The organism is Stenotrophomonas maltophilia (genome assembly GCF_001274595.1).
GTDB lineage: Bacteria > Pseudomonadota > Gammaproteobacteria > Xanthomonadales > Xanthomonadaceae > Stenotrophomonas > Stenotrophomonas forensis.
The window spans coordinates 3,592,237-3,612,884 of sequence record NZ_CP011010.1 but is presented as its reverse complement, the minus strand read 5'-3'; the positions used below and the strand labels follow the sequence as shown (position 1 = coordinate 3,612,884).

The window sequence follows — 20,648 nt, the reverse complement described above, 5'->3', positions numbered from 1 at the left end:
ATCTCGAACGCGGGCCCCGCGAAGGCTCGATGGCCGATTCCCCAACCGGATCCCGCCATGAGCTTCGCTGCCAGTACCGCACTTCGCCCCGAACCCTTTGTCCCCGTCAGCGTGCCGGTCGATGACCGCGTGCATGCCGAGCGCGGTGAGTTCGCCGCGGTGCTGTCGATGCGTCACGCCGGCCCCAGCCCGGTGCGCCTGCGCTATGAGTGGGTCGGCCCGGCGAATGCGCCGGTGGTGGTGCTGGCCGGTGGCATTTCCGCCCACCGCCATGTGGCGTCCAACGCACAGTTCAGCGAGAAGGGCTGGGCCGAGGATCTGGTCGGCAAGGGCCGCGCGCTGGACCCACAGCAGCTGCGCGTGCTGGCCTTCGACTTCATCGGGGCAGATGGCGCGCTGGACGTTCCGATCGATACCGCCGACCAGGCCGATGCGCTGGCGCTGCTGCTGGATCATCTGGGCATCCGCGCGCTGAAGGCGTTCGTCGGCTATTCGTATGGCGCGCTGGTTGGCCAGCAGTTCGCGATCCGCCATCGTGCCCGCGTGCGCCAGCTGGTGCTGGCCAGCGGCGCGCATCGCCCGCATCCGTATGCCGCGGCCTGGCGCGCACTGCAGCGCCGCGCCGTCGCGCTGGGCCAGCTGCAGTGCGGCGAAGACCACGGGCTGGCGCTGGCCCGCCAGTTCGCCATGCTCAGCTATCGCACGCCGGAAGAATTCGGCGAGCGCTTCGATGCCGCGCCGGAAGTGATCAATGGCCGCGTGCGCGTGGCCGCCGAAGACTATCTCGACGCCGCCGGGGCGCAGTACGTCGCGCGCACGCCGGTAACCGCCTACCTGCGCCTGTCCGAATCGATCGACCTGCACCGCGTGGACCCTGCCGCGATCCTGCCGCCGACCGTGGTGGTGGCCGTGGAGGGCGATCGCCTGGTGCCGCTGGCCGATCTGGTCGGCCTGGTTGAAGGACTGGGCCCGCGCGGCAGCCTGCGCGTGCTGCGCTCGCCCTATGGCCACGACGCCTTCCTCAAAGAAACCGATCGCATCGACGCGATCCTCGCCACCGCCTTCCGTACTTCTGGAGAGTCCGCATGAGCCTGCACGCCAACGAGCCGTCCTGTAGCCGTACCACTGCCGCTGTCCGTGCCGGCATCGATCGCGATACCGCGCATGGTGCGGTCACTCCGCCGATCGTGTTGTCGTCGAACTTCAGCTTTGAAGGCTTCGGCAACAAGCGCCAGTACGACTACACGCGCAGTGGCAACCCGACCCGCGACCTGCTGGGCGAAGCACTTGCGGAACTGGAGGGCGGCGCAGGTGGGGTCGTCACCGCCACCGGCATGGGCGCGATCAATCTGGTGCTGAACGCGCTGCTGCAGCCGGGCGACACCCTGGTGGTGCCGCACGATGCCTACGGTGGCAGCTGGCGGCTGTTCAATGCGCTGGCGAAGAAGGGCCACTTCGAACTGGTCACCGCCGACCTGACCGATCCGCGTGCGCTGGCGCAGGCACTGGCCACCCAGCCGAAGCTGGTGCTGGTGGAAACCCCGTCCAACCCGCTGCTGCGCATCACCGACCTGCGCTTCGTCATCGACGCCGCGCACAGGGCGGGCGCGCTGGTCGTGGTCGACAACACCTTCCTGTCGCCGGCCCTGCAGCAGCCGCTGTCATTCGGCGCGGACCTGGTGCTGCATTCCACCACCAAGTACATCAACGGCCACAGCGACGTGGTCGGTGGCGCAGTGGTCGCGCGCGATCCGGCACTGCACGAGCAGTTGGTGTGGTGGGGCAATGCGCTGGGCCTGACCGGCTCGCCGTTCGATGCCTTCCTGACCCTGCGCGGCCTGCGCACGCTGGATGCGCGCCTGCGCGTGCACCAGGAAAACACCGCCTCGATCGTTGCCCTGCTGGACCAGCATCCGGCGGTCGGCGCGGTGTACTACCCGGGCCTGGCCGATCACCCGGGCCATGCCATCGCCGCACGCCAGCAGGACGGCTTCGGCGCGATGCTGTCGTTCGAGCTGGCGCACTGTGCCGGCGACGATCCGCATGCGGCGGTGCGCGCGTTCGTTGATGGCCTGCGTTGTTTCACCCTGGCCGAATCGCTGGGCGGCGTCGAAAGCCTGATCGCGCATCCGGCGACCATGACCCACGCGGCGATGACCGCCGAAGCGCGTGCGGCGGCCGGGATCAGCGAAGGGCTGCTGCGCCTGTCAGTGGGCATCGAGGCCGAGCGTGACCTGCTGGCCGATCTCGGCGCGGCGCTGCAGCGCGCCGAAGCGGTGATCGATGCCGCTGCACGCCGCAAACAGGTGGTGGACGCATGAGCGCACTGGCCGCTGAAATTCCCGCGCTGGGCGCGGGACGCCTGGCGCTGCTCGGCACCGGCACGGTGGGTTCGGCGTTCGTGCAGCGCTACCAGGCGCTGCAGGCACGCGGGCTGGAACTGCCCAGCGTGCAGTGGTTGGCCAATTCGCGTACCGCGCTGGCGATCGATCGTGACCTGGCATTGCCGCTGGAGCTGGCACGGCGTGCACCGCGTGATGGCCACAGCGCTCCGCCGTGGGCCAGCGCCGAAGGACTGGAGCGTGGCGACGTGGTGGTTGACGCGACCGCCAGCGAAGACGTGGCTGCACGCCATGTGCAGTGGCTGGCGCGCGGCGTGCACGTGGTGACCGCCAACAAGCTGGGGCGAGGCGCGCAGCTGGCGCGCGCGCAGGCAATTGCCGAAAGCTGCGCCGACAGCGGTGCACGCTACGGCGACAGCGCCACCGTGGGGGCCGGCCTGCCCCTGCTGAGCAGCCTGCGCGCGCTGGTGGCCGGCGGTGATCATATCCATGCCATCGAGGGCGTCCTGTCCGGATCGCTGGCGTGGCTGTTCCATCGCTACGACGGCCAGTCACCGTTCTCGGCCGCAGTGCGCGAAGCATTGGCGGCTGGCTACACCGAGCCGGATCCGCGCCTGGACCTGTCCGGCGAGGATGTACGCCGCAAGCTGCTGATCCTGGCCCGCAGCAGCGGGTTGGCGCTGGACGCGTCGCAGGTGCAGGTGGATTCGCTGGTGCCTGAGACGCTCGCCGCGTTGCCGCTGGAAGATGCGGTAGCCGCGCTGGAACAGCTGGATGCGCCGCTGCAGGCACGCTGGCAGCAGGCGCGCGACAACGGCCGCGTGCTGCGTTTTGTCGGTCGCGTCGATGGCCAGGGGGCGCAGGTGGGCCTGCGTGAGCTGCCTGCCGATCATCCATTGGCGCAGGGCGCGGGCACCGACAACCGCGTGGCCATCCACAGCGATCGCTATCAGCGCCAGCCGTTGTTGATCCAGGGGCCGGGCGCGGGCGCGGAAGTTACCGCCGCCGCGTTGCTGGATGACGTGCTGCGCATCGTGCGGTAAGGGATCGCCGGGCATCGCCCGGCGCGCCCCCCTCAGCGCGCCTTCAACGCCTTCAACAACGCGGCGTTGAACTGTTTCGGATCCTGTACCTGCGGCGAATGGCCCAGCTCGGCGAATTCGACCAGTGTTGCGCCGGGGATCGCTGCCGCCGCGGCCTTGCCCAGTGCCGGGTAGTTGCCCAGCGTGGCCTTCAGCGCCGGTGATGCGCGGTCGCGGCCGATCGCCGTGCGGTCCTTCTGGCCGATGAACAGGGTGGTCGGTACCTGCAGGTGCTTCAGTTCGTAGACCACCGGCTGGTTGAACACCATGTCCGAGGCCAATGCCTGGCTCCAGGCAACGGCCTGCTTGCCCGGCCCTTCGTACATGCCCGACTGCATCCGCGCCCACGGCTCGTAGTCGGCTTTCCACTGGCCATCGTAGTAGACGTCCAACTGGTAGCGCCGGATGCTGTCGTAGCTGGTTTTCAGTTCGCCGGCATACCACTCGTCGACGCTGCGCCACGGCACGCCCAGCGCCTTCCAGTCTTCCAACCCGATCGGGTTGACCAGTGACAGGCTGCGCAGGTCCTGCGGGTACATCAGCGCATAGCGCACGGCAAGCATGCCGCCCATCGAATGGCCGACCAGGTGCACCGGCACATCACCCAGCTGCAGCTGCTGCAGCAGGGCGTGGGTGTTGGCGGCGAGCTGCGCGAAACTGTACTGGTAGCGCTCGGGTTTGCTGGATTTGCAGAAGCCCACCTGGTCCGGTGCGATCACCCGGTAGCCCGCGGCCAGCAGCGGGGCGATGGTCTGCTGCCAGGTGGCCGCGCAGAAGTTCTTGCCGTGCAGCAACACCACCACCCCGATGGCCCGTCGTTTGGGCAGGACATCCAGGTAGGCCATTTCCAACGGCTGCTGCTGCGATTCCAGTGCGAAGGTCTTCACCGGATAGCCGTAGTCGAAACCTTCCAGCCGCGGACCATAGGAGGGCGCGGCCAGGGCGGACATCGGCAGGCAGGCGAGCAGGGCGGCAGCGAGCAGGCGCATGGCGTTCTCGGGGGCGAGGGAGCCCCCAGCGTAATGCATCCCGTCATGCGAAGCCGAGCATGGGCCCGGCTCTACACCTCAACACTCGATGACGTTCACCGCCAGGCCGCCGCGGCTGGTTTCCTTGTACTTGTCCTGCATGTCGCGGCCGGTATCGCGCATGGTCTTGATGACCTTGTCCAGCGATACCTTGTGCTTGCCGTCGCCACGCATGGCCATGCGCGAGGCGTTGATCGCCTTCACCGCGCCCATCGCGTTGCGCTCGATGCACGGAATCTGCACCAGGCCGCCGATCGGATCGCAGGTCAGGCCCAGGTTGTGTTCCATGCCGATTTCCGCGGCGTTCTCGATCTGGCTCGGGTTGCCACCCAGCGCTGCGACCAGGCCGCCGGCCGCCATCGAGCAGGCCACGCCCACTTCGCCCTGGCAGCCCACTTCGGCACCGGAAATCGAGGCGTTCTCCTTGTACAGGATGCCGATCGCCGCCGAGGTCAGCAGGAAGTCGAACACGCGCTGCTCGTTCGCGCCGGGGCAGAAGCGGTCGAAGTAGTGCAGCACCGCAGGCAGCACGCCGGCGGCACCGTTGGTCGGCGCGGTCACCACGCGGCCACCGGCAGCGTTTTCCTCATTCACTGCCAGCGCGTACAGATTGACCCAGTCCAGCGTGGTCAGCGGGTCGCGCATTGCTGCTTCCGGCTTCGACGACAGTTCGCGGTACAGCGCCGGTGCGCGTCGGCCGACCTTCAGGCCACCCGGCAGCACGCCTTCCTCGCGGATGCCGCGCGTCACGCACGATTGCATCGCGCTCCAGATCTCGCGCAGCTGGGCGCGGATCTCGTCCTCGCTGCGCCAGCACTTCTCGTTCTCGAACATCAGCTGGGCGATGCTCAGGCCGCTGCGCGCGGTCTGCGCCAGCAGCTCGTCGCCGCTCTTGAACGGGTAGGGCAGCGGCGTCTCGTCGGGCACGATGCGGTCATCGGCCGCGTCGTCCTGGTTGACCACGAAGCCGCCACCAACGGAGTAGTAATCGCGGGTGGCGATCACTTCGTCGTCGGCGTTGTACGCGGTGAAGCGCATGCCGTTGGTGTGGTACGGCAGCTTCTGGCGCTTGTTCATGCCGAGGTCGCGCTTCTCGTCGAAGGCGATCTCGTGCTGCCCCATCAGCTGGATGCGCTTGCTGCTGCGGATGCGCTCCAGGGTGGCCGGGATGATGTCCGGGTCGATCAGGTTCGGCCGCTGGCCTTCCAGGCCGAGCAGGATCGCCTTGTCGGTGCCGTGGCCGCGGCCGGTCAGCGCCAGCGAGCCATAGACATCGGCGCGGATGCGCGCGACCTCGTGCAGGCGGCCCGGATCGAGCAGCCAGCGATGGATGAATCGCTCGGCGGCCTTCATCGGCCCGACGGTGTGCGAGGAACTCGGACCAATGCCGATCTTGAAAACGTCGAACGTGCTGACAGCCATGGATGCCAAACTGCGGGTACCGGACAAGCCGCTATTCTAGCGGCTTGCCGGGCCATGCGATGGCTGCGGCGCAGCATTTCCGCCACGGGAGCCGAACCGGTGTTGACCCTGATCCAGCGTGACGATTGCCACCTGTGCGACCTGGCCCTGGCCGAACTGGCAAAGGCGCGGGCACCGGAGTTCGAATCGGTGTTCCTGGACGACCAGCCTGCGCTGGAGACGCGCTATGGCGCGCGGGTACCGGTGCTGCGCGACGAGGCGGGGCAGCGCGAACTGGACTGGCCGTTCGATGCGGCCACCGTGCAGGCCTGGCTGGCCGAATGCGATCAGGTAGTGCCGGCCGCTGGCCGGCAACCACCCGATATCCGTTAATGCCGGGCAGCGCCCGGCACTACCGGGATCGTCTTATTTCGCGTTGAACTTCACGATCGTGCTGATCGCGGTTTCGTCGGGGATGGTCTTGGTGTCGGCCCAGTCACCGCCGCCCACGCCGAAGTCCAGGCGCTTCACGGTGGCCTTGCCGGTCAGCACCGGCTGGGTGCCCGGCTTCCAGGTGAAGGTGAGGGTGACCGGCTTGCTGACGCCGCGCAGTTCCAGGGTGCCATCGGCGGCGAACTGGTCGTTGCCCACCGCGCGGAAGCCCTTGGCGGTATAGCGTGCGGTGGCGAACTTGCCGACGTTGAAGAAGTCGGCGGTCTGCAGGGTCGAGTCGCGGTCGCTGTTGCCGCTCTTGGCACCAGCCAGCGGGATCACCACGTCCAGCGAGCCGGCGGCCGGGTTGGCCGGGTCGAAGCTGAGCTTGGTGGCGAAGCCCGGGAAGCTGCCGGTGAACACTTCACCGTCGTACTTGGTGGCAAACACCAGGATCGAACCGGCACCGGGGGCCTGCGCGTAGTCGGCGGCGAGCACCGGGGCAGTGGCCAGCATGCCGGCCAGGGCGGCGGCCACGGCGGCCGGGGTGGTCAGTTTCAGGGTCATCGGTCAGTCCTTCTGAGGGGAGGCGAGCCAGCCGCGCGGCAACATGCGGGACAACGTTGCATCGCGCTGGAACAGGTGGTGGTAGAAAGCAGCGCCGGCATGGGCCAGCACCACCGCGATCAACAGCCAGAAGCCGTATTCGTGGATGGCATGGGACACCGCGACAACCTGAGGGTCGGGGCCGCTCAGCTTGGGTACGTCAACCAGCCCGAACCAGCGGAACGGGCGCAGGCCACTGGCCGAGTCGTACAGCCAGCCCGACAGCGGAATGGCGAACATCAGCACATACAACAGCACGTGGGTTGCACTGGCGATGCGCTCCTGCCAGCTGGGCACACCCGGCACCGGCTTGGGCGCGCCGGCATACAGGCGCCAGCCGAGGCGGAACAGCACCAGCGCCAGCACGGTGATGCCGATCGACTTGTGCGCGGTGTAGACCCAGAAATACTTCGGGGTCTTGGGCAATTCACCCATGGTCAGGCCGACCACGCCCAGGGCGAGGATCAGCAGTGCAATCAACCAATGCAGGATCTGGCTGACACTCCCCCAGGCGGCGGGGGTGTTCTTGGCGGTCATGAAAGGTCCTCTAGCGGGCCGTCTTGGGGTCGGAGTGCGGGACGGGAGCGGGAGTTCCCGGGGCGTCGCTGCGGTCGAGAGTGGCCTCAGCCTCGATCCTCAGCTGTACGGCATCACCGATGACGCCCGGCCAGGCGGTGATGCCGAACGCGCGCCGGCTCAGCGTGGTGCTGGCGGAAAAACCGGCGGTGCGTCGAAATGGGGGAAGGGGATAGCGCTTGATGGCATTGAGCGTCACCTCCAGCGTGATCTCCTGGCTGACCCCGCGCAGGGTGAGGGTGCCGATCACGTGGGCACGCTTGGCATCGATGGGCTCGACCCGGCTGGAGACGAATCGGGCGTTCGGGAATCGTTCGCCGTCGAGCAGGCTGCGGGCCAGCGTGGCCTGGTTCCACTTGGCGTCGCCGAGGTCCAATCGCGACACGGGCACCTCGACGTCCAGCGTGGCTTCGCGCCAGTTGTCGGGATCGAACTGCAGGCGGCCTTCACTGCCCGAGACCGTGCCCATGGCCTGCGAGTAACCCGCGTGGTCGATGCTGAACAACACGCGGGTATGCACCGGATCGAGGCGATAGGTGTCTGCATCCGCCCAGGCGGGGGTGGTGGCGAGCAGCATCGGCAGCAGGGCCAGGCAGGGACGCATCGATGGCGGGCTCCGGAAGGGGGACGTTGCGATCATACGCACAGGCCCCTGCCAACGATGCGTGCATGGCTGCAACAGTTCGTGGTGCCACTGCCCGTGGAAACAAGCTGTTGCAGTCATGAACCCGTGCCTGTGTGACAATCGGCCCAGGACAGGGGGTTCAGGATGACGAGCGGCTGGCGCCTGTGGTGGCGAGGCATCGCGGGAATGGGGCTGCTGCTGATGGCGTTCGCCGCAGCGGCTGCGCCCCTGGAAATGGCGGAAACACCACGCCTGCGCCGTTTCGGCGCGGCCGAAGGCATGCCCTCGCGCATGGTGTTGGCGCTGGCCGAGGATCGCCAGGGCCACGTCTGGGCCGCCACCGATGGCGGCCTGGTGCGTTACGACGGTGCCAGCCTGCGGGTCTGGGAGCATGATCCGGAACAGCCGGGCTCGCTGCCGGGCAATGAGATCGAGACGCTGCTGGTCGATCCGCTGGACCGCGTATGGGTAGGCATCAACGGCAAGGGGCTGGCGCGCCTGGATGCCGACCGTGAGCGCTTCAGGACCTTCGATGCGGTCAATGGCCCATGCCTGGGCCAGTTCTGGACGCTGGCCTATGCCGAGGACGCCTTGTGGATCGGCACCAGCAGCCAAGGGATCTGCCGGTTCGGAGAGGACGGCAGCCTGCGCTTCTTCAAGCATGATCCTGCGCGCGCGGACGGCCTGCCCAGCAACACCATCTACAGCAGCCTGGTCGATGCGCGCGGTCGCCTGTGGATCGGCACCGAGGCCGGCGTGGCACGCTGGAACGGCCATGGGTTCGAGCCGGTGGCGGCGCGGGAGCTGGGCACGTTGAGCGTGCTGCGGATGAGCCGCGATGCGGATGGCTCGATCTGGATCGGCAGCCAGAACGACGGCCTCTATCGCATCGATGCGCAGGACCGGGTCAGCCGCCCGCGGTGGACCGACAGCGCCCGCCTGCGTTCGGCACTGGTACTGGCCGACCGCCAGGGCGGCTACTGGGCGGGTACGTCCGACGGTCTGCTGCGCGGAGATGCCAGTGCGTTGTGGCGGCTCGACGGCGACCGCGGCAGTGGTTTCCTTACCGCCCAGAGCGGTGTGCTCGATCTGCTGCAGGACCACGAGGGCGGAGTGTGGGTGGCGCTGCTGACCCAGGGGCTGGCTTACCTGCCGCCGGACTGGCGCCGTTTTTCGATCTGGAACCAGCTCGATGGCAAGCCGTTGGACAGCCAGTACCTGCTGAGCGCGGCCAGCGACGGCCAGGCGTATTACGTGGGCTCGGCGCACGGCGTGTACCAGCTGGATGCGCACGGCACGCTGCGCCTGCTGGCCAGCGACCGCCAGATTGGCAGTGGCGCGGTGTGGTCGGTGCTGCCGCGGCCGGACGGGCGCCTGTGGCTGGGCCGAGCCGGCCGCATCAGCGTGTACGACCCGGCCAGCCGCGCGCTGCAGGACTGGCGGATCGACGGTGGCGCCGACCTGCGCCAGCGTATCGATCTGATGCGGCAGGCCCCCGATGGCACGGTCTGGCTGTCGGTGATGAACCTGGGCCTGCAGCAGCGCAGCGCCGATGGCCGGGTGCTGCGCAGCTATCCGCTGGATGATTTCCGCAAGGCGGCCGATTCACCGATCGAGCAGATCCGCTTCGATGCCCATGGCAAGGCGTGGGTCATGGGCGAAATGGGCATCTGGCGCGAGCAGGCGGGGCGCTTCGAGGCGGTGCCAGGGGTATCCAGCGGGCTGATCTTCGACCTGGTGTGGGTCGACCCGCAGCAGCTGTGGCTGGCCCGGCAAGGCGCGCTCGAACGCTACCAGTGGGATGGCATGAGCCTGCGCCTGATCCAGCGCGTTGATGGAAGTGCCGGCGTGCCGCCGGTGAGCATGGGCGGACTGGCATTAGCCGACGACGGCCGGGTGTGGGCGACCACGCCGCGCGGCCTGTTGCGCTGGGATCCCAAGGCGCGGCGACTGCAACTGTTCAATGAACGCGATGGCCTGTCCGATGCCGAATTCACCAGCCGGCCTCCGGCAGTGAACGCCGATGGCCGCGTCCTCGCCGTGGCCCAGACCGGCCTGGTCGCGTTCGATGTGAATGCCGTTGACGTCGCGTTGCCCGCGTCGTCGCTGGTGATTGCCGAGGTGCGCGTGCGCCGCGATGACGCGCGCGGCTGGCAGCCCCTGCCGGACACCGGCACCCTGTTGCTGGGGCCGGATGATCGTGACCTGCAGATCGACGCACGCCTGCTGTCGTATGCCAATCCGCAGGGCAACCGCTACCGCTTCCGGGTGCGCGGCTATGACCAGGACTGGGTGGAGCAGGGCGGGGATGGCCAGCGTACGCTGTCCCGGCTGCCCACCGGCAGCTACGTCATCGAAGTGCAGGCGGCCACCGCCAACGGTGCATGGACGCCTTCGCAGCAGTTGAAGGTGAAGGTGCTGCCGCCGTGGTGGCGCAGTGGCATGGCGATCTTCGGCTACATCCTGATCGGTTCACTGCTGCTGCTCACCCTGGCCTGGTCGATCAGGGGGCGCCTGCGCCGTCGCCAGCAGTGGCAGTTGACCGTGCACAAGCAGGAGCTGGCCGAGCAGGCTTCGCAGGCCAAGAGCCGCTTCCTGGCCACGCTGGGCCATGAGGTGCGCACACCGATGACCGGCGTGCTGGGCATGAGCGAGCTGCTGCTGGCCACGTCGCTGGACCCGGTGCAGCGCAGCTATGCCGGCTCGATCCAGCAGGCCGGGAGCCACCTGTTGCGACTGGTCAACGATGCGCTGGACCTCGCCCGCATCGAGGCCGGCCGGCTGGAGCTGGACCTGCGTCCGTTCGATCTGGCCGGCCTGCTCGACCAGGTGCAGGTGCTGATGCAGCCGATGGCCAAGCAGCGCAGGCTGGATTTCCAGCGTGGCAACGATCCGCAGGGTCCGATCAGCGTCAGTGGTGACGAGATGCGGGTGCGCCAGATCCTGCTCAACCTGCTGGGCAACGCGATCAAGTTCACCGAGCGCGGCCATGTCGGCCTGGCCGTGCGCCTGGAGGACAACGGCGGGGGCGTCTGTTTCGAGGTGTACGACAGCGGGCCGGGCATCAACGCCGAGCAGCAGGAGCGCCTGTTCCACCGTTTCGAGCAGGCCGATGGCCCACGCACGGCCTCGCGCTATGGCGGCAGCGGGCTGGGCCTTGCGATCTGCCAGGAGCTGGCGGTGGCGATGGGCGGGCGCATCGACGTGGAAAGCTCGCCCGGCAAGGGCGCGCGCTTCCGGGTGCGGTTGCCGCTGCCCTGGACGCGGCAGGCGGCCGCTGCCGCAGGTGACGTTCCGTCGCTGCCGGTACTGCCGCCGCTGCGCATCCTGCTGGTGGAGGACGATGCCACCGTGGCCGAAGTCATCGCCGGCCTGCTGCGCAGCCGGGGGCATGACGTCGTGCACGTGCTGCACGGCCTGGGGGCCTTGTCCGAGATCGCCACCGACGGCTTCGATGTTGGCCTGCTGGACCTCGATCTGCCGGCATTGGACGGCACCGCGATCGCCCGCCAGCTGCGCGCGCTGGGCTATGAGCTGCCGCTGGTGGCGGTGACCGCGCGTTCCGACGCCTATGCCGAGTCGCAGGTTCTCGCCGCGGGATTCGATGGTTTCCTGCGCAAGCCGGTCACCGGCGACATGCTGGTGGCGGCGATCGTGCAGGCTCGTGCCAAGCGACAGGACATGGCCTGAAAGCGCCGGAGCCAAGCGTGAACGACGCGACTTTCGGTTTACCATGCCGACGCCCGCAGCGCGGGAATCATCAGGGCAGCGTGAGGAGGCAATCGGTGGCGTATCTGCGGGCGGCGATGCTGCTGCTGATCCTCCTGTGTGGCCTGTCACCCGCTGCCGCGCAGCCTGTGCCCCCGAGTCCGCGCCAGGTGACGGTGTTCGACGGCCTGCCGTCCAATACCGTCAACCGCATGGCCGAAGACCGCTACGGCTACCTGTGGATCGCCACCAACGACGGCCTGGCCCGCTACGACGGGCGCAACTACCGGATCTGGCGTTCGGAGGACGGATTGCGCGACAACCGGATCTGGACGGTGCTGGTCGATGCGCGCAACCAGCTCTGGATCGGGACCGAGAATGCCGGCCTGGTGCGGATGTCCGCCGACCGCCGCCAGCTGCACTTCTACGACCGCAGCAGCCAGCCGCTGATGGGGACCAACACGGTCTGGAGCCTGGCGGCCACGCCGGACGGTTCGGTCTGGTTCGGTACCCACGAGGGAGGGTTGTACCGGCTGGACAACCAGGATCGGCTGCAGCGCTTCCTGCCGGAGGCCAACAATCCGCGCAGCCTGCCGGCCGCATCGGTTCCGTATCTGGCAACCCTGGCCGACGGCAGCCTGTGGATTGGTACCAAGCATGGCGTAGCGCGCTGGACCGGGACCGACTTCGAACGTGTCGGCACCGACGTCATCCCCAGCCTGCTGATCAATGGCCTGACCGCCGAGCCCGACGGCAGCCTGTGGATCAGCACGATGGCCGGTGCCACCGTGCGCCGCCCCGACGGTCGCTTCGAGACACCGCCGTGGAAGCTTCCGCAAGGGGAGCAGGTGTTGGGCATGATGCTGCGCGACGAACAGGGCGGCTACTGGCTGGACACCCGAACCGGCCTCGGCCGTGCGGTCGATGGCCAGTATCAGGGCGTGCCGTTGTACAGCGCGGTGGCGCGTGGCCCGGTACGACCGAACTGGACCGGTGCCTACGAAGACCGTGAGGGTGGAATCTGGCTGGCCAGCACCAATGCCGGGCTGTGGCACCTGCTGCCCCGCTGGTGGCAGTTCTCGGTGCTGTCACGCTTGGAGGACGACCCCAGCTCGCTGCGCAACGCCTTCGTCCTGGGCACCAGCCCCTCCAGCAATGGCGGCATCTGGACGGTGGGCGGCCATGGTGCGCTGGACCGCTTCGACCCGAAGACCGGCAAGGTCGAACAGCACCGCACCTGGGTCAATGGCATGCACTGGCTGACCTCGGTGCGCGAGGATCGCCGCGGCCAGGTCTGGATCGGTTCGAACGATGCACTGCTGCGCTATGACCCGAAGCTGCGCGATCTGCGCCGCTGGGGGCGTGATGCCGGTGCCGATGCGACCATGGAAGGGGTCATCGAATCGATGATGACCTGTGATGGCGACAGCCTGTGGCTGATGCTGCCGTCCGGCCTGCAGCAGCGCGACCTGGACGGGCGCCTGCGCCGCCAGCTGGACAATGGCCAGCGCGGCCTGCAGCAGGGGCAGCTCAACCTGGATGTCGAGTGCGGGCCGCAGGACCACATCTGGCTGGCCAGCAGCCGCGGCCTGCTGCAGTGGTTGCCGGAAAGCGAGCGCTTCCAGCCGGTACCGGGCGCCCCTGCGACCGCGATCCATGCGCTGCACGTAGGCCGCGATGGCCAGGTGTGGTTGTCCGAGGATGGCCGGCTGTCGCGCTATCGCTGGAGCCAGGGGCGGCTGGAACGGCAGGCGGTGGTCGGCGCCGAGCAGGGCTATCCGGCGATCTCCGCGTCGGGGTTGGTGGTCGACGCGCAGGGCGTGGCGTGGGCCACCAGTGCGCGCGGCCTGGTGCGGATTGGCGCCGACGGCCAGAGCGTGCGCCTGTATGGGGTGCACGATGGCCTGCCCAGCCAGGAATTCCGCGAGCACACCCTGGTGATGTCAGGCGACGGCCACCTGGTGGCGGGAACGCCAGCCGGCGTGGTGGTGTTCGATCCGGAACTGGTGCGGCCATCGGTGCGGCGCGCGCCCCTGGTGATCGAACGGGTCGAGGTGCGCCGCAACGAGCAGGTGCTCGACCTGACCCATGACACGCCGCTGCAGATCGTCGATGGTGATCGCGACCTGCGCATCGTCGCGCGGCTGCTGTCGTTCGCCGATTCGGCCTCCAATACCTATCGCTACCGCCTGGCCGGCTACGATCCGGATTGGGTCGAAGTCGGGCCGGCCGGTGAGCGCCTGTTCTCGCGCCTGCCCCCGGGCAGTTATCGGCTGGAAGTGCAGGCACGCTCGGCCGACCATGTCTGGTCGCGGGTGCAGAGCCTGGAGTTCCGCGTGCAGCCGCCGTGGTGGCGCAGCCTGTCTGGCCTGCTGGTGCTGGCCTCCATCGCGTTGCTGCTGACCAGCTGGTTCGCCTGGTTGTACCGGCGTCGCCTGCAGCGTCGTCACGCCTACCAGCTGGCGTTGCACAAGCAGGAACTGGCCGAGCAGGCCTCGGCGGCCAAGACCCGTTTCCTGGCCAACCTCGGCCACGAGATCCGCACGCCGATGACCGGCGTGCTGGGCATGAGTGAACTGCTGCTGGCCTCGCCGCTGGACCCGCAGCAGCGGGGCTACACGCAATCGATCCGGCATGCCGGCGAACATCTGCTGCACCTGGTCAACGACGCGCTGGACCTGGCGCGTATCGAGTCCGGGCGACTGGAGCTGCAGCACAAACCCTTCGCGCTGAGCTGCCTGCTGCAGGATCTGGCCGCGCTGATGGGGCCGCTGGCTGCGCAGAAGGGGCTGCGCTTCACCCTCGACAACCAGCTGCCGCCCGGCCTGCAGGCCACCGGCGATGCGATGCGGGTGCGGCAGATCCTGCTCAACCTGCTCTCGAACGCGGTCAAGTTCACCAGCCGTGGCACCATCACGCTGCACGCGCGCAGCGATGGTGAGCTGCGCGCGCTGCATTTCGAGGTGCGCGACACCGGCCCGGGCATCAGCCAGGAACAGCAGCAGCGCCTGTTCCGGCGCTTCGAGCAGGCCGACGGTGCACGTACCGCCGCACAGTACGGTGGTAGCGGCCTGGGCCTGGCGATCTGCCGTGAACTGGCGCAGGCGATGCAGGGGCGCATCCAGGTGGAAAGCCAGCTGGGCCGTGGCACCTGCTTCGGCGTTACCCTGCCGTTGCCGCTGGTGGTCGATGCCAGTGCCGAAGCCGAGGGCGGAACGCATCGCGAGGAGGCTGCGAACATGCCACCGCTGCGGGTGCTCCTGGTCGAGGACGACGCGACCGTGGCCGACGTGGTGCGCGGCCTGCTGAGCGCACGAGGCCACGAAGTGGTACATGCCGGGCATGCGCTGGCGGCGCTGCGCGAGATCAGTGCCGGCGATTTCGACGTCGGCCTGCTCGATCTGGACCTGCCGGGCCTGAGCGGATTCGAGCTGGCCCAGCACCTGCGCAACCAGGGCTACATGCTGCCGCTGCTGGCGGTGACCGCGCGTACCGATCCGGATTTGCAGCAGCAGGTTGAAGCGGCGGGTATTGGCGGCTTCCTGCGCAAGCCTGTGACCGGGGAACTGCTGGTGGAAGCGATCGCCCGGGTGATGGGCAGGTAGGTTCGGCAGGGCCGTAGGCCCTGCACCCGCCGGATCAACGTCAACGTCAAAAGCGTGCATTCCGTGGAATGGCGGGGTGGGTCCGGTTGCGGGAGACGCCGTAAACCCGTCCGTGGGGGCTTGGCCGCGGCATCCATGCCGCGGACACTCCCGCAACCGGACCCACCCCGCCTTCGACAGTTTTCTGCGATCTGTCGGAACGACGCTCGGGGTCAGATCCGTTTTCCGAAGGAAAACGGATCTGACCCCAGATGTATTTCGATTTCTGACCGATGTGTCGACCAAGGTCGACACCCACCAACAGCAGCGACCATCTGTCAGAGGTGGGGCGGTGTCGGGTTGCGGGGTGTCCGCGGCATGGATGCCGCGGCCAAGCCCCCATGGACGGGTTCACGGCGTCCCCGCAACCCGGCACCGCCCCGCCATCCCACGGAATACCGCTTTGGCTGCTGTTTCAGCTGTTGCCGTTGCCTGTAGCAGGTGCAGGGCCGCAGGCCCTGCCGACCCCCTCACTCCGCGACGTGCTCGACCTGCCGCGGTTCGGGCTTGGTATCCGGCAACTGCCAGAAAATCATCGTCGACGTCAGCGTGATCGCACCCACGCACAGGAACGTGGCATGCAGCGCAGCGGTGGCACTGTTGCTGTCCAGGTGGGTACCGAACGCAGCCAGCAGGCTGCCCGCCGCCGCGGCACCGAAACCGGCGGCGAGCATCATCACCATCGACAGCAGGCTGTTGCCGGAGCTGGCGAACTCGCGGTCGAGATCGCGCAGGGTCACGGTGTTCATCACGGTGAACTGCAGCGAATTGACCGCACCGAAGAACGCCAGCTGCAGCAGGCGCCACGCCAGGTGCTGGCCCGGTGTCATCAGGATGAAGCTGGCCATCGCCAGCCCCACCAGCACGGTGTTGACCATCAACACGCGGCGGTAGCCGTAGCGCTCGACCAGCTTCACCGCCAGCTTCTTCGACACCATGCCGGCCGCAGCGACGGGCACCATCATCAGGCCGGCGTTCATCGGGCCCAGGCCCAGGCCGACCTGCAGCAGCAGCGGGATCAGCATCGGCATGGCACTGCTGCCGATGCGCGAGAACAGGTTGCCAAGGATGCCGATGCGGTAGCTGGGCACGCGGAACAATGCCAGCGAGAACAACGGCGCGGTGGAGTTGGCGGCATGCAGCCAGTAACCTACCAGCGCAGCCAGGCCCGCGACCGTCATCAGCATCACCAGCGCGTGCGGTGTGCCGAGGCCGGAGATGCCGTCCAGCGCCAGCGACAACACCACCATCGCGAAGGCCAGCATGACGTAGCCGCGCAGGTCGAAGCGGGTGCGATGGCTGGCGTAGTGGTCGGGCATGATCTTCATCGCGGCGATGAAACCGATCACGCCGATCGGCAGGTTGATCAGGAACACCCAGTGCCAGGATGCGATCTCGACCAGCCAGCCGCCCAGGGTCGGGCCGATCAAAGGACCGACCAGGGCCGGAATGGCGATGAAGCTCATTGCGCGCAGGAAATCCTCGCGCGACACCGAACGCATCACCGCCAGGCGACCGACCGGCAGCAGCATCGCGCCGCCGATGCCCTGCAGCACGCGCGCACCGACCAGCTGGTGCAGGTGCTGGGCCAGCGCGCAGGCCAGCGAGCCGAGAGTGAACAGGATGATCGCCACCAGGAAGGTGCGCCGCGTGCCATAGCGGTCGGCGATCCAGCCGGAGGCGGGAATGAAGGTGGCGACCGCCAGCGCGTAGCTGAACACCACCGACTGCATCTGCAGCGGGCTTTCGCCCAGGCTGGCTGCCATCGCCGGCAAAGCGGTGTTGACGATGGTCGAATCCAGCATCTGCATGAAGATCGCCAGCGACACCAGCCACAGCAGGGGGCGGTGGCGGGTGTAGTTCGATGACGATGTGGACATGGCGTGCGGCCGGTGCAGCGTGGGGGACGCCATGATCGCGCAATGCGGGTCACGGCGCGATCAACATCGCACCGTGGCTGCCTGCGCAATGCTCAGCGCTGGCTGTGCGCGTGCACCGCGTCGACCAGTACCTGCACGTGTGCCGGGTCCATGTCCGGTGACATGCCGTGGCCGAGGTTGAACACATGGCCCTCGCGCGAACCGCCGTTGCCGGCGGCGTAGGTGTCGAGCACGCGCGCGGCGGCTGCGGCGATGGCATCGGGCGAGGCGTACAGCGTGGTCGGGTCGAGGTTGCCCTGCAGGGCGACGCGGCCGCCGGTGCGGCGCAGGGCCTCGTCCAGGTCCAGCGTCCAGTCCAGGCCGAGCGCATCGGCGCCGGTCTGCGACAGCGCTTCCAGGTGCAGGCCGGTGCCCTTGCCGAACAGGATCAGCGGCGTACGCTCGCTGCCTGCGCCACGGTCCAGGCCCTGGGCAATCCGCTGCAGGTAGCGCAGCGAGAACTCGCGGTACATCGCCGGCGACAGCACGCCGCCCCAGGTGTCGAACACCTGCAGCGCCTGCGCACCGGCGGCGCGCTGCGCGCCGAGGTAGGCGATCACCGCCTCGGTGGTCACTTCCAGCAGGCGGTGCAGGGCCTGCGGGTGGTTCAGCGCCATGGCCTTGATGCGCGAGAAGTCCTTGCTGCCGCCGCCTTCCACCACGTAGCAGGCCAGCGTCCACGGGCTGCCGGAGAAGCCGATCAGCGGCACCTGGCCGTCCAGCTCGCGGCGGATCAGCCGCACCGCGTCCATCACATAGCCCAGATCCTGTTCCATGTCCGGCACTGCCAGCCTGGCGATGGCGGCTTCATCGCGCACCGGGTGGCGGAATTTCGGGCCTTCGCCTTCGACGAAGTACAGCTCCAGGCCCATCGCATCGGGAATGGTGAGGATGTCCGAGAACAGGATGGCCGCGTCCAGCGGGAAGCGGCGCAGCGGCTGCAGGGTGACTTCGCAGGCGATCTCCGGGGTCTTGGCCATGGCCAGGAAGCTGCCGGCCTTGGCCCGGGTCGCACGGTATTCCGGCAGGTAGCGGCCGGCCTGGCGCATCAACCAGACGGGGGTGCAGTCCACCGGTTCGCGGCGCAGGGCGCGCAGCAGGCGATCGTTGCGGAGAGGGCTGGTCACGATGGGCATTCCTTGGGCGAAAGTTGGCAGCGGCGTCAGTCGCCGTGCGAAAGGATCTGGAAGCCGCGATGCAGTTCGGCATCACGGGCCTTCTCGAAGGCATGGCGTGCTTCATCGGCCTGCAGGAACAGCTCGCGCCGAAGCTGCGAGCGGCCACCGACGCGACCGCTCTCGCGCAGCAGTTCCCAACCGCCGAACAGGTCCGGCTGCAGGCTCAGGCGCAGGAAGCGCGGCGCCTGCGCACCGGCATCGGGATGTTGCAGGTAGACGTGCATGGCACTGATTGTAGCGGGGCACGGGTGACCCCTGCCGCAACGCGGTAGTGCCGGCCGCTGGCCGGCAATGTCAGCAACGGGGAAGCCGGCCAGCGGCCGGCACTACCGGGCTGCGCGGCAGGATTGCCGGCCAGCGGCCGGCACTACCGGGCCGACAGCACCTTCAGCACCGCTGCCTCATCCACGTCCGGCACCACTTCGGCACGGCCCATGCCCCGCCACAGCACCAGGCGCAGGCGGCCGGCCACGTTCTTCTTGTCCAGCCGCATGCGGCCGAGCAGGGGCTGCGGGTCCAGCCCGGCCGGGATCGCCACCGGCAGGCCGAGCCGTTCAAGCAGCGCCTGCAGGCGCATGCGGTCGGCATCGTCGGCCAGGCCCAGATCGGTGGACAGCTTCGCCGCCAGCACCATGCCCACCGCCACCGCTTCGCCGTGGTTCAGCGCATCGCGGCCGGGGGCCGAGTAACCCTGTTCGGTCTCGATGGCATGGCCGAAGGTGTGGCCGAGGTTGAGCAGGGCGCGCTCGCCCTTCTCGAACGGATCGCGTTCGACAATCGCGGCCTTGTGCCGGCAGCTGCGTGCGATCGCTTCGGACAGCACTCCGTCTACGCCAGCAACCAGCGCCTCGGCATTCTGCTGCAGCCAGTCGAAGAAGGCGGCATCGCCCAGCGCACCGTACTTCACCACTTCGGCCAGGCCGGCACGCAGTTCGCGCGGTGGCAGGGTGGCCAGCACGCGGGTATCAGCGATCACCGCGCGTGGCGGGTGGAAGGCGCCGACCAGGTTCTTGCCAGCCGGGATGTCCACCGCGGTCTTGCCGCCCACCGACGAATCGACCATCGCCAGCAGGGTGGTCGGCAACTGCACGCAGTCCACGCCACGCATCCAGCACGCCGCAGCGAAGCCCGCCAGGTCGCCGACCACGCCGCCGCCCAGCGCGAACACGCAGGCATCGCGGGTGGCACCCAACGTGGCCAGCGCTTCGATGGCGCGGCCGAACTCGGCCAGGGTCTTGGAGGCTTCGCCCGCAGCCAGCACGTGTTCGCCGATGATCAGGTCGGGACGTGCCGCCAGCAGCGTCTGCTTCACCGACGCCAGATAGCGCGGCGCCACTTCACTGTCGCTGAGCAGCAGCACATGGCGGCCGCGTACGTGCGAGGCCAGCGCGGCGCCGTCGGCCTGGGCGCCAGCGCCGATGGTGATGGTGTAGGGACGGTCGCCGCCAACGGCGACCTGCAGCGGTGCGGGGAAAGTCATGCGGTCAGGTCCTGGCGCTGCCATTGCGTGGCCAGCTTGACCACCAGATGGGCGGTCGCGTCGGCAGCGGTGTATGGGTCGGTATCGAGGGTGAGGTCGGCCAGCTCGCGGTACAGCGGGTCGCGGTGTGCGGCCAGATCGTGCAGCACCTGCTCGCGGTCCGGGCGCTGCAGCAACGGCCGGCCCTTGTCGCGGGCCAGGCGTTCCAGCTGCGCGGCCACACTGACCCGCAGGTAGACCACGAAGCCGCGCTGGGCGATCAGCGCACGGTTGCCGGGGTCCAGCACCGCACCGCCGCCGGTGGAGACCAGCTGGCCACGGCCTTCCAGCACGCGCGCCAGCGCCTCGCGTTCATGGCTGCGGAAGCCGGCTTCGCCCGAATGCTCGAAAATGGTGGGGATGCTGGCGCCGGCGGCATCGACGATGGCCTGGTCGACATCGACGAAGTCCAGCGTGAAGCGCTCGGCCAGGCGGCGGCCGATGCAGGTTTTGCCGGCGCCCATCGGGCCGATCAGGATCAGGTTCGGAGCAGGATTCATGCCCTCTGATGCTAACACCTCCGTGCCCCGGCCTTTACGTTCTTCACGTCAGGGTAGGCGTTCCTGCGGGGTCTCCCGCGCCAGCCGG

16 protein-coding genes are annotated in these 20,648 nt (G+C 68.5%); 6 read left to right on the top strand and 10 right to left on the bottom strand.

Features of this window, described 5'->3' with window-relative positions; translation table 11 throughout:
• The first annotated feature begins 57 nt into the window (after positions 1-57).
• The 3 genes from metX to VN11_RS16550 are packed head-to-tail and all read left to right on the top strand — an operon-like array spanning position 58 to position 3,385.
• On the top strand, positions 58-1,089 hold the full coding sequence (gene metX, locus VN11_RS16560) for a homoserine O-succinyltransferase MetX (protein WP_053450524.1): 1,032 nt from the start codon (positions 58-60) through the stop codon (positions 1,087-1,089).
• Positions 1,086-2,321 carry an O-succinylhomoserine (thiol)-lyase gene (locus VN11_RS16555; protein ID WP_053450523.1) on the top strand — a complete coding sequence of 412 codons (1,236 nt, stop codon included), beginning with the start codon at positions 1,086-1,088 and terminating at the stop codon, positions 2,319-2,321. The genes metX and VN11_RS16555 overlap by 4 nt, the downstream gene beginning before the upstream one ends.
• Positions 2,318-3,385 carry a homoserine dehydrogenase gene (locus VN11_RS16550; RefSeq protein WP_053450522.1) on the top strand — a complete coding sequence of 356 codons (1,068 nt, stop codon included), beginning with the start codon at positions 2,318-2,320 and terminating at the stop codon, positions 3,383-3,385. The genes VN11_RS16555 and VN11_RS16550 overlap by 4 nt, the downstream gene beginning before the upstream one ends.
• A 32-nt stretch (positions 3,386-3,417) precedes the next feature.
• Here VN11_RS16550 and VN11_RS16545 read toward each other — a convergent pair whose 3' ends face one another.
• Complete coding sequence (locus VN11_RS16545) at positions 3,418-4,413, bottom strand: alpha/beta fold hydrolase (RefSeq protein WP_053450521.1); 996 nt, start codon at positions 4,411-4,413, stop codon at positions 3,418-3,420.
• A 78-nt stretch (positions 4,414-4,491) separates the two neighbouring features.
• Complete coding sequence (locus VN11_RS16540; RefSeq protein WP_006464040.1) at positions 4,492-5,874, bottom strand: L-serine ammonia-lyase; 1,383 nt, start codon at positions 5,872-5,874, stop codon at positions 4,492-4,494.
• Positions 5,875-5,973: 99 nt separating this feature from the next.
• On the opposite strand from VN11_RS16540, the gene VN11_RS16535 reads away from it, so the two are divergent.
• On the top strand, positions 5,974-6,246 hold the full coding sequence (locus tag VN11_RS16535; protein WP_053451366.1) for a glutaredoxin family protein: 273 nt from the start codon (positions 5,974-5,976) through the stop codon (positions 6,244-6,246).
• Positions 6,247-6,279: 33 nt separating this feature from the next.
• Here the strand turns inward: VN11_RS16535 and VN11_RS16530 are convergent, their stop codons facing one another.
• From VN11_RS16530 to VN11_RS16520, 3 genes are read right to left on the bottom strand one after another with little or no spacing between them, the layout of a single operon-like run.
• Positions 6,280-6,852, bottom strand: a complete 573-nt coding sequence (locus VN11_RS16530; RefSeq protein WP_008268387.1) for a YceI family protein — start codon at positions 6,850-6,852, stop codon at positions 6,280-6,282.
• Between the two features lie 3 nt (positions 6,853-6,855).
• Positions 6,856-7,428, bottom strand: a complete 573-nt coding sequence (locus VN11_RS16525; protein WP_005410672.1) for a cytochrome b — start codon at positions 7,426-7,428, stop codon at positions 6,856-6,858.
• A 10-nt stretch (positions 7,429-7,438) separates the two neighbouring features.
• Positions 7,439-8,071 (bottom strand): YceI family protein, encoded by a 633-nt coding sequence (locus VN11_RS16520; protein WP_053450520.1) that lies wholly within the window; start codon positions 8,069-8,071, stop codon positions 7,439-7,441.
• Between the two features lie 165 nt (positions 8,072-8,236).
• On the opposite strand from VN11_RS16520, the gene VN11_RS16515 reads away from it, so the two are divergent.
• Together VN11_RS16515 and VN11_RS16510 are read left to right on the top strand one after the other, a co-directional pair.
• Entirely contained in the window at positions 8,237-11,782 is a 3,546-nt protein-coding gene (locus tag VN11_RS16515) for a hybrid sensor histidine kinase/response regulator (protein WP_053450519.1), read from the top strand.
• Positions 11,783-11,877: 95 nt separating this feature from the next.
• Positions 11,878-15,405 carry a hybrid sensor histidine kinase/response regulator gene (locus VN11_RS16510; protein WP_053450518.1) on the top strand — a complete coding sequence of 1,176 codons (3,528 nt, stop codon included), beginning with the start codon at positions 11,878-11,880 and terminating at the stop codon, positions 15,403-15,405.
• Between the two features lie 509 nt (positions 15,406-15,914).
• Here VN11_RS16510 and mdtD read toward each other — a convergent pair.
• The 5 genes from mdtD to VN11_RS16485 form a co-directional block, all read right to left on the bottom strand.
• A complete protein-coding gene (gene mdtD, locus VN11_RS16505) occupies positions 15,915-17,324 on the bottom strand; it encodes a multidrug transporter subunit MdtD (protein ID WP_053450517.1) in 1,410 nt (469 codons plus the stop codon).
• Positions 17,325-17,416: 92 nt separating this feature from the next.
• Entirely contained in the window at positions 17,417-18,499 is a 1,083-nt protein-coding gene (gene hemE / locus VN11_RS16500; RefSeq protein ID WP_053450516.1) for a uroporphyrinogen decarboxylase, read from the bottom strand.
• A gap of 26 nt (positions 18,500-18,525) precedes the next feature.
• Entirely contained in the window at positions 18,526-18,765 is a 240-nt protein-coding gene (locus VN11_RS16495; RefSeq protein ID WP_019660053.1) for a WGR domain-containing protein, read from the bottom strand.
• Between the two features lie 143 nt (positions 18,766-18,908).
• The gene (gene aroB, locus VN11_RS16490) at positions 18,909-20,021 is read right to left on the bottom strand and encodes a 3-dehydroquinate synthase (RefSeq protein WP_053450515.1); all 1,113 of its coding nucleotides are present in this window, start codon (positions 20,019-20,021) and stop codon (positions 18,909-18,911) included.
• On the bottom strand, positions 20,018-20,560 hold the full coding sequence (locus tag VN11_RS16485; protein WP_010482764.1) for a shikimate kinase: 543 nt from the start codon (positions 20,558-20,560) through the stop codon (positions 20,018-20,020). Before VN11_RS16485 ends, aroB begins: the two co-directional genes overlap by 4 nt.
• Positions 20,561-20,648 lie beyond the last annotated feature (88 nt).

Coding starts and splice junctions, on each gene's coding strand:
- metX (WP_053450524.1), top strand. CDS start 58: ATGAGCTTCGCTGCCAGTACCGCACTTCGCCCCGAACCCTTTGTCCCC.
- VN11_RS16555 (WP_053450523.1), top strand. CDS start 1,086: ATGAGCCTGCACGCCAACGAGCCGTCCTGTAGCCGTACCACTGCCGCT.
- VN11_RS16550 (WP_053450522.1), top strand. CDS start 2,318: ATGAGCGCACTGGCCGCTGAAATTCCCGCGCTGGGCGCGGGACGCCTG.
- VN11_RS16545 (WP_053450521.1), bottom strand. CDS start 4,413: ATGCGCCTGCTCGCTGCCGCCCTGCTCGCCTGCCTGCCGATGTCCGCC.
- VN11_RS16540 (WP_006464040.1), bottom strand. CDS start 5,874: ATGGCTGTCAGCACGTTCGACGTTTTCAAGATCGGCATTGGTCCGAGT.
- VN11_RS16530 (WP_008268387.1), bottom strand. CDS start 6,852: ATGACCCTGAAACTGACCACCCCGGCCGCCGTGGCCGCCGCCCTGGCC.
- VN11_RS16525 (WP_005410672.1), bottom strand. CDS start 7,428: ATGACCGCCAAGAACACCCCCGCCGCCTGGGGGAGTGTCAGCCAGATC.
- VN11_RS16520 (WP_053450520.1), bottom strand. CDS start 8,071: ATGCGTCCCTGCCTGGCCCTGCTGCCGATGCTGCTCGCCACCACCCCC.
- VN11_RS16515 (WP_053450519.1), top strand. CDS start 8,237: ATGACGAGCGGCTGGCGCCTGTGGTGGCGAGGCATCGCGGGAATGGGG.
- mdtD (WP_053450517.1), bottom strand. CDS start 17,324: ATGTCCACATCGTCATCGAACTACACCCGCCACCGCCCCCTGCTGTGG.
- hemE (WP_053450516.1), bottom strand. CDS start 18,499: ATGCCCATCGTGACCAGCCCTCTCCGCAACGATCGCCTGCTGCGCGCC.
- VN11_RS16495 (WP_019660053.1), bottom strand. CDS start 18,765: ATGCACGTCTACCTGCAACATCCCGATGCCGGTGCGCAGGCGCCGCGC.
- aroB (WP_053450515.1), bottom strand. CDS start 20,021: ATGACTTTCCCCGCACCGCTGCAGGTCGCCGTTGGCGGCGACCGTCCC.
- VN11_RS16485 (WP_010482764.1), bottom strand. CDS start 20,560: ATGAATCCTGCTCCGAACCTGATCCTGATCGGCCCGATGGGCGCCGGC.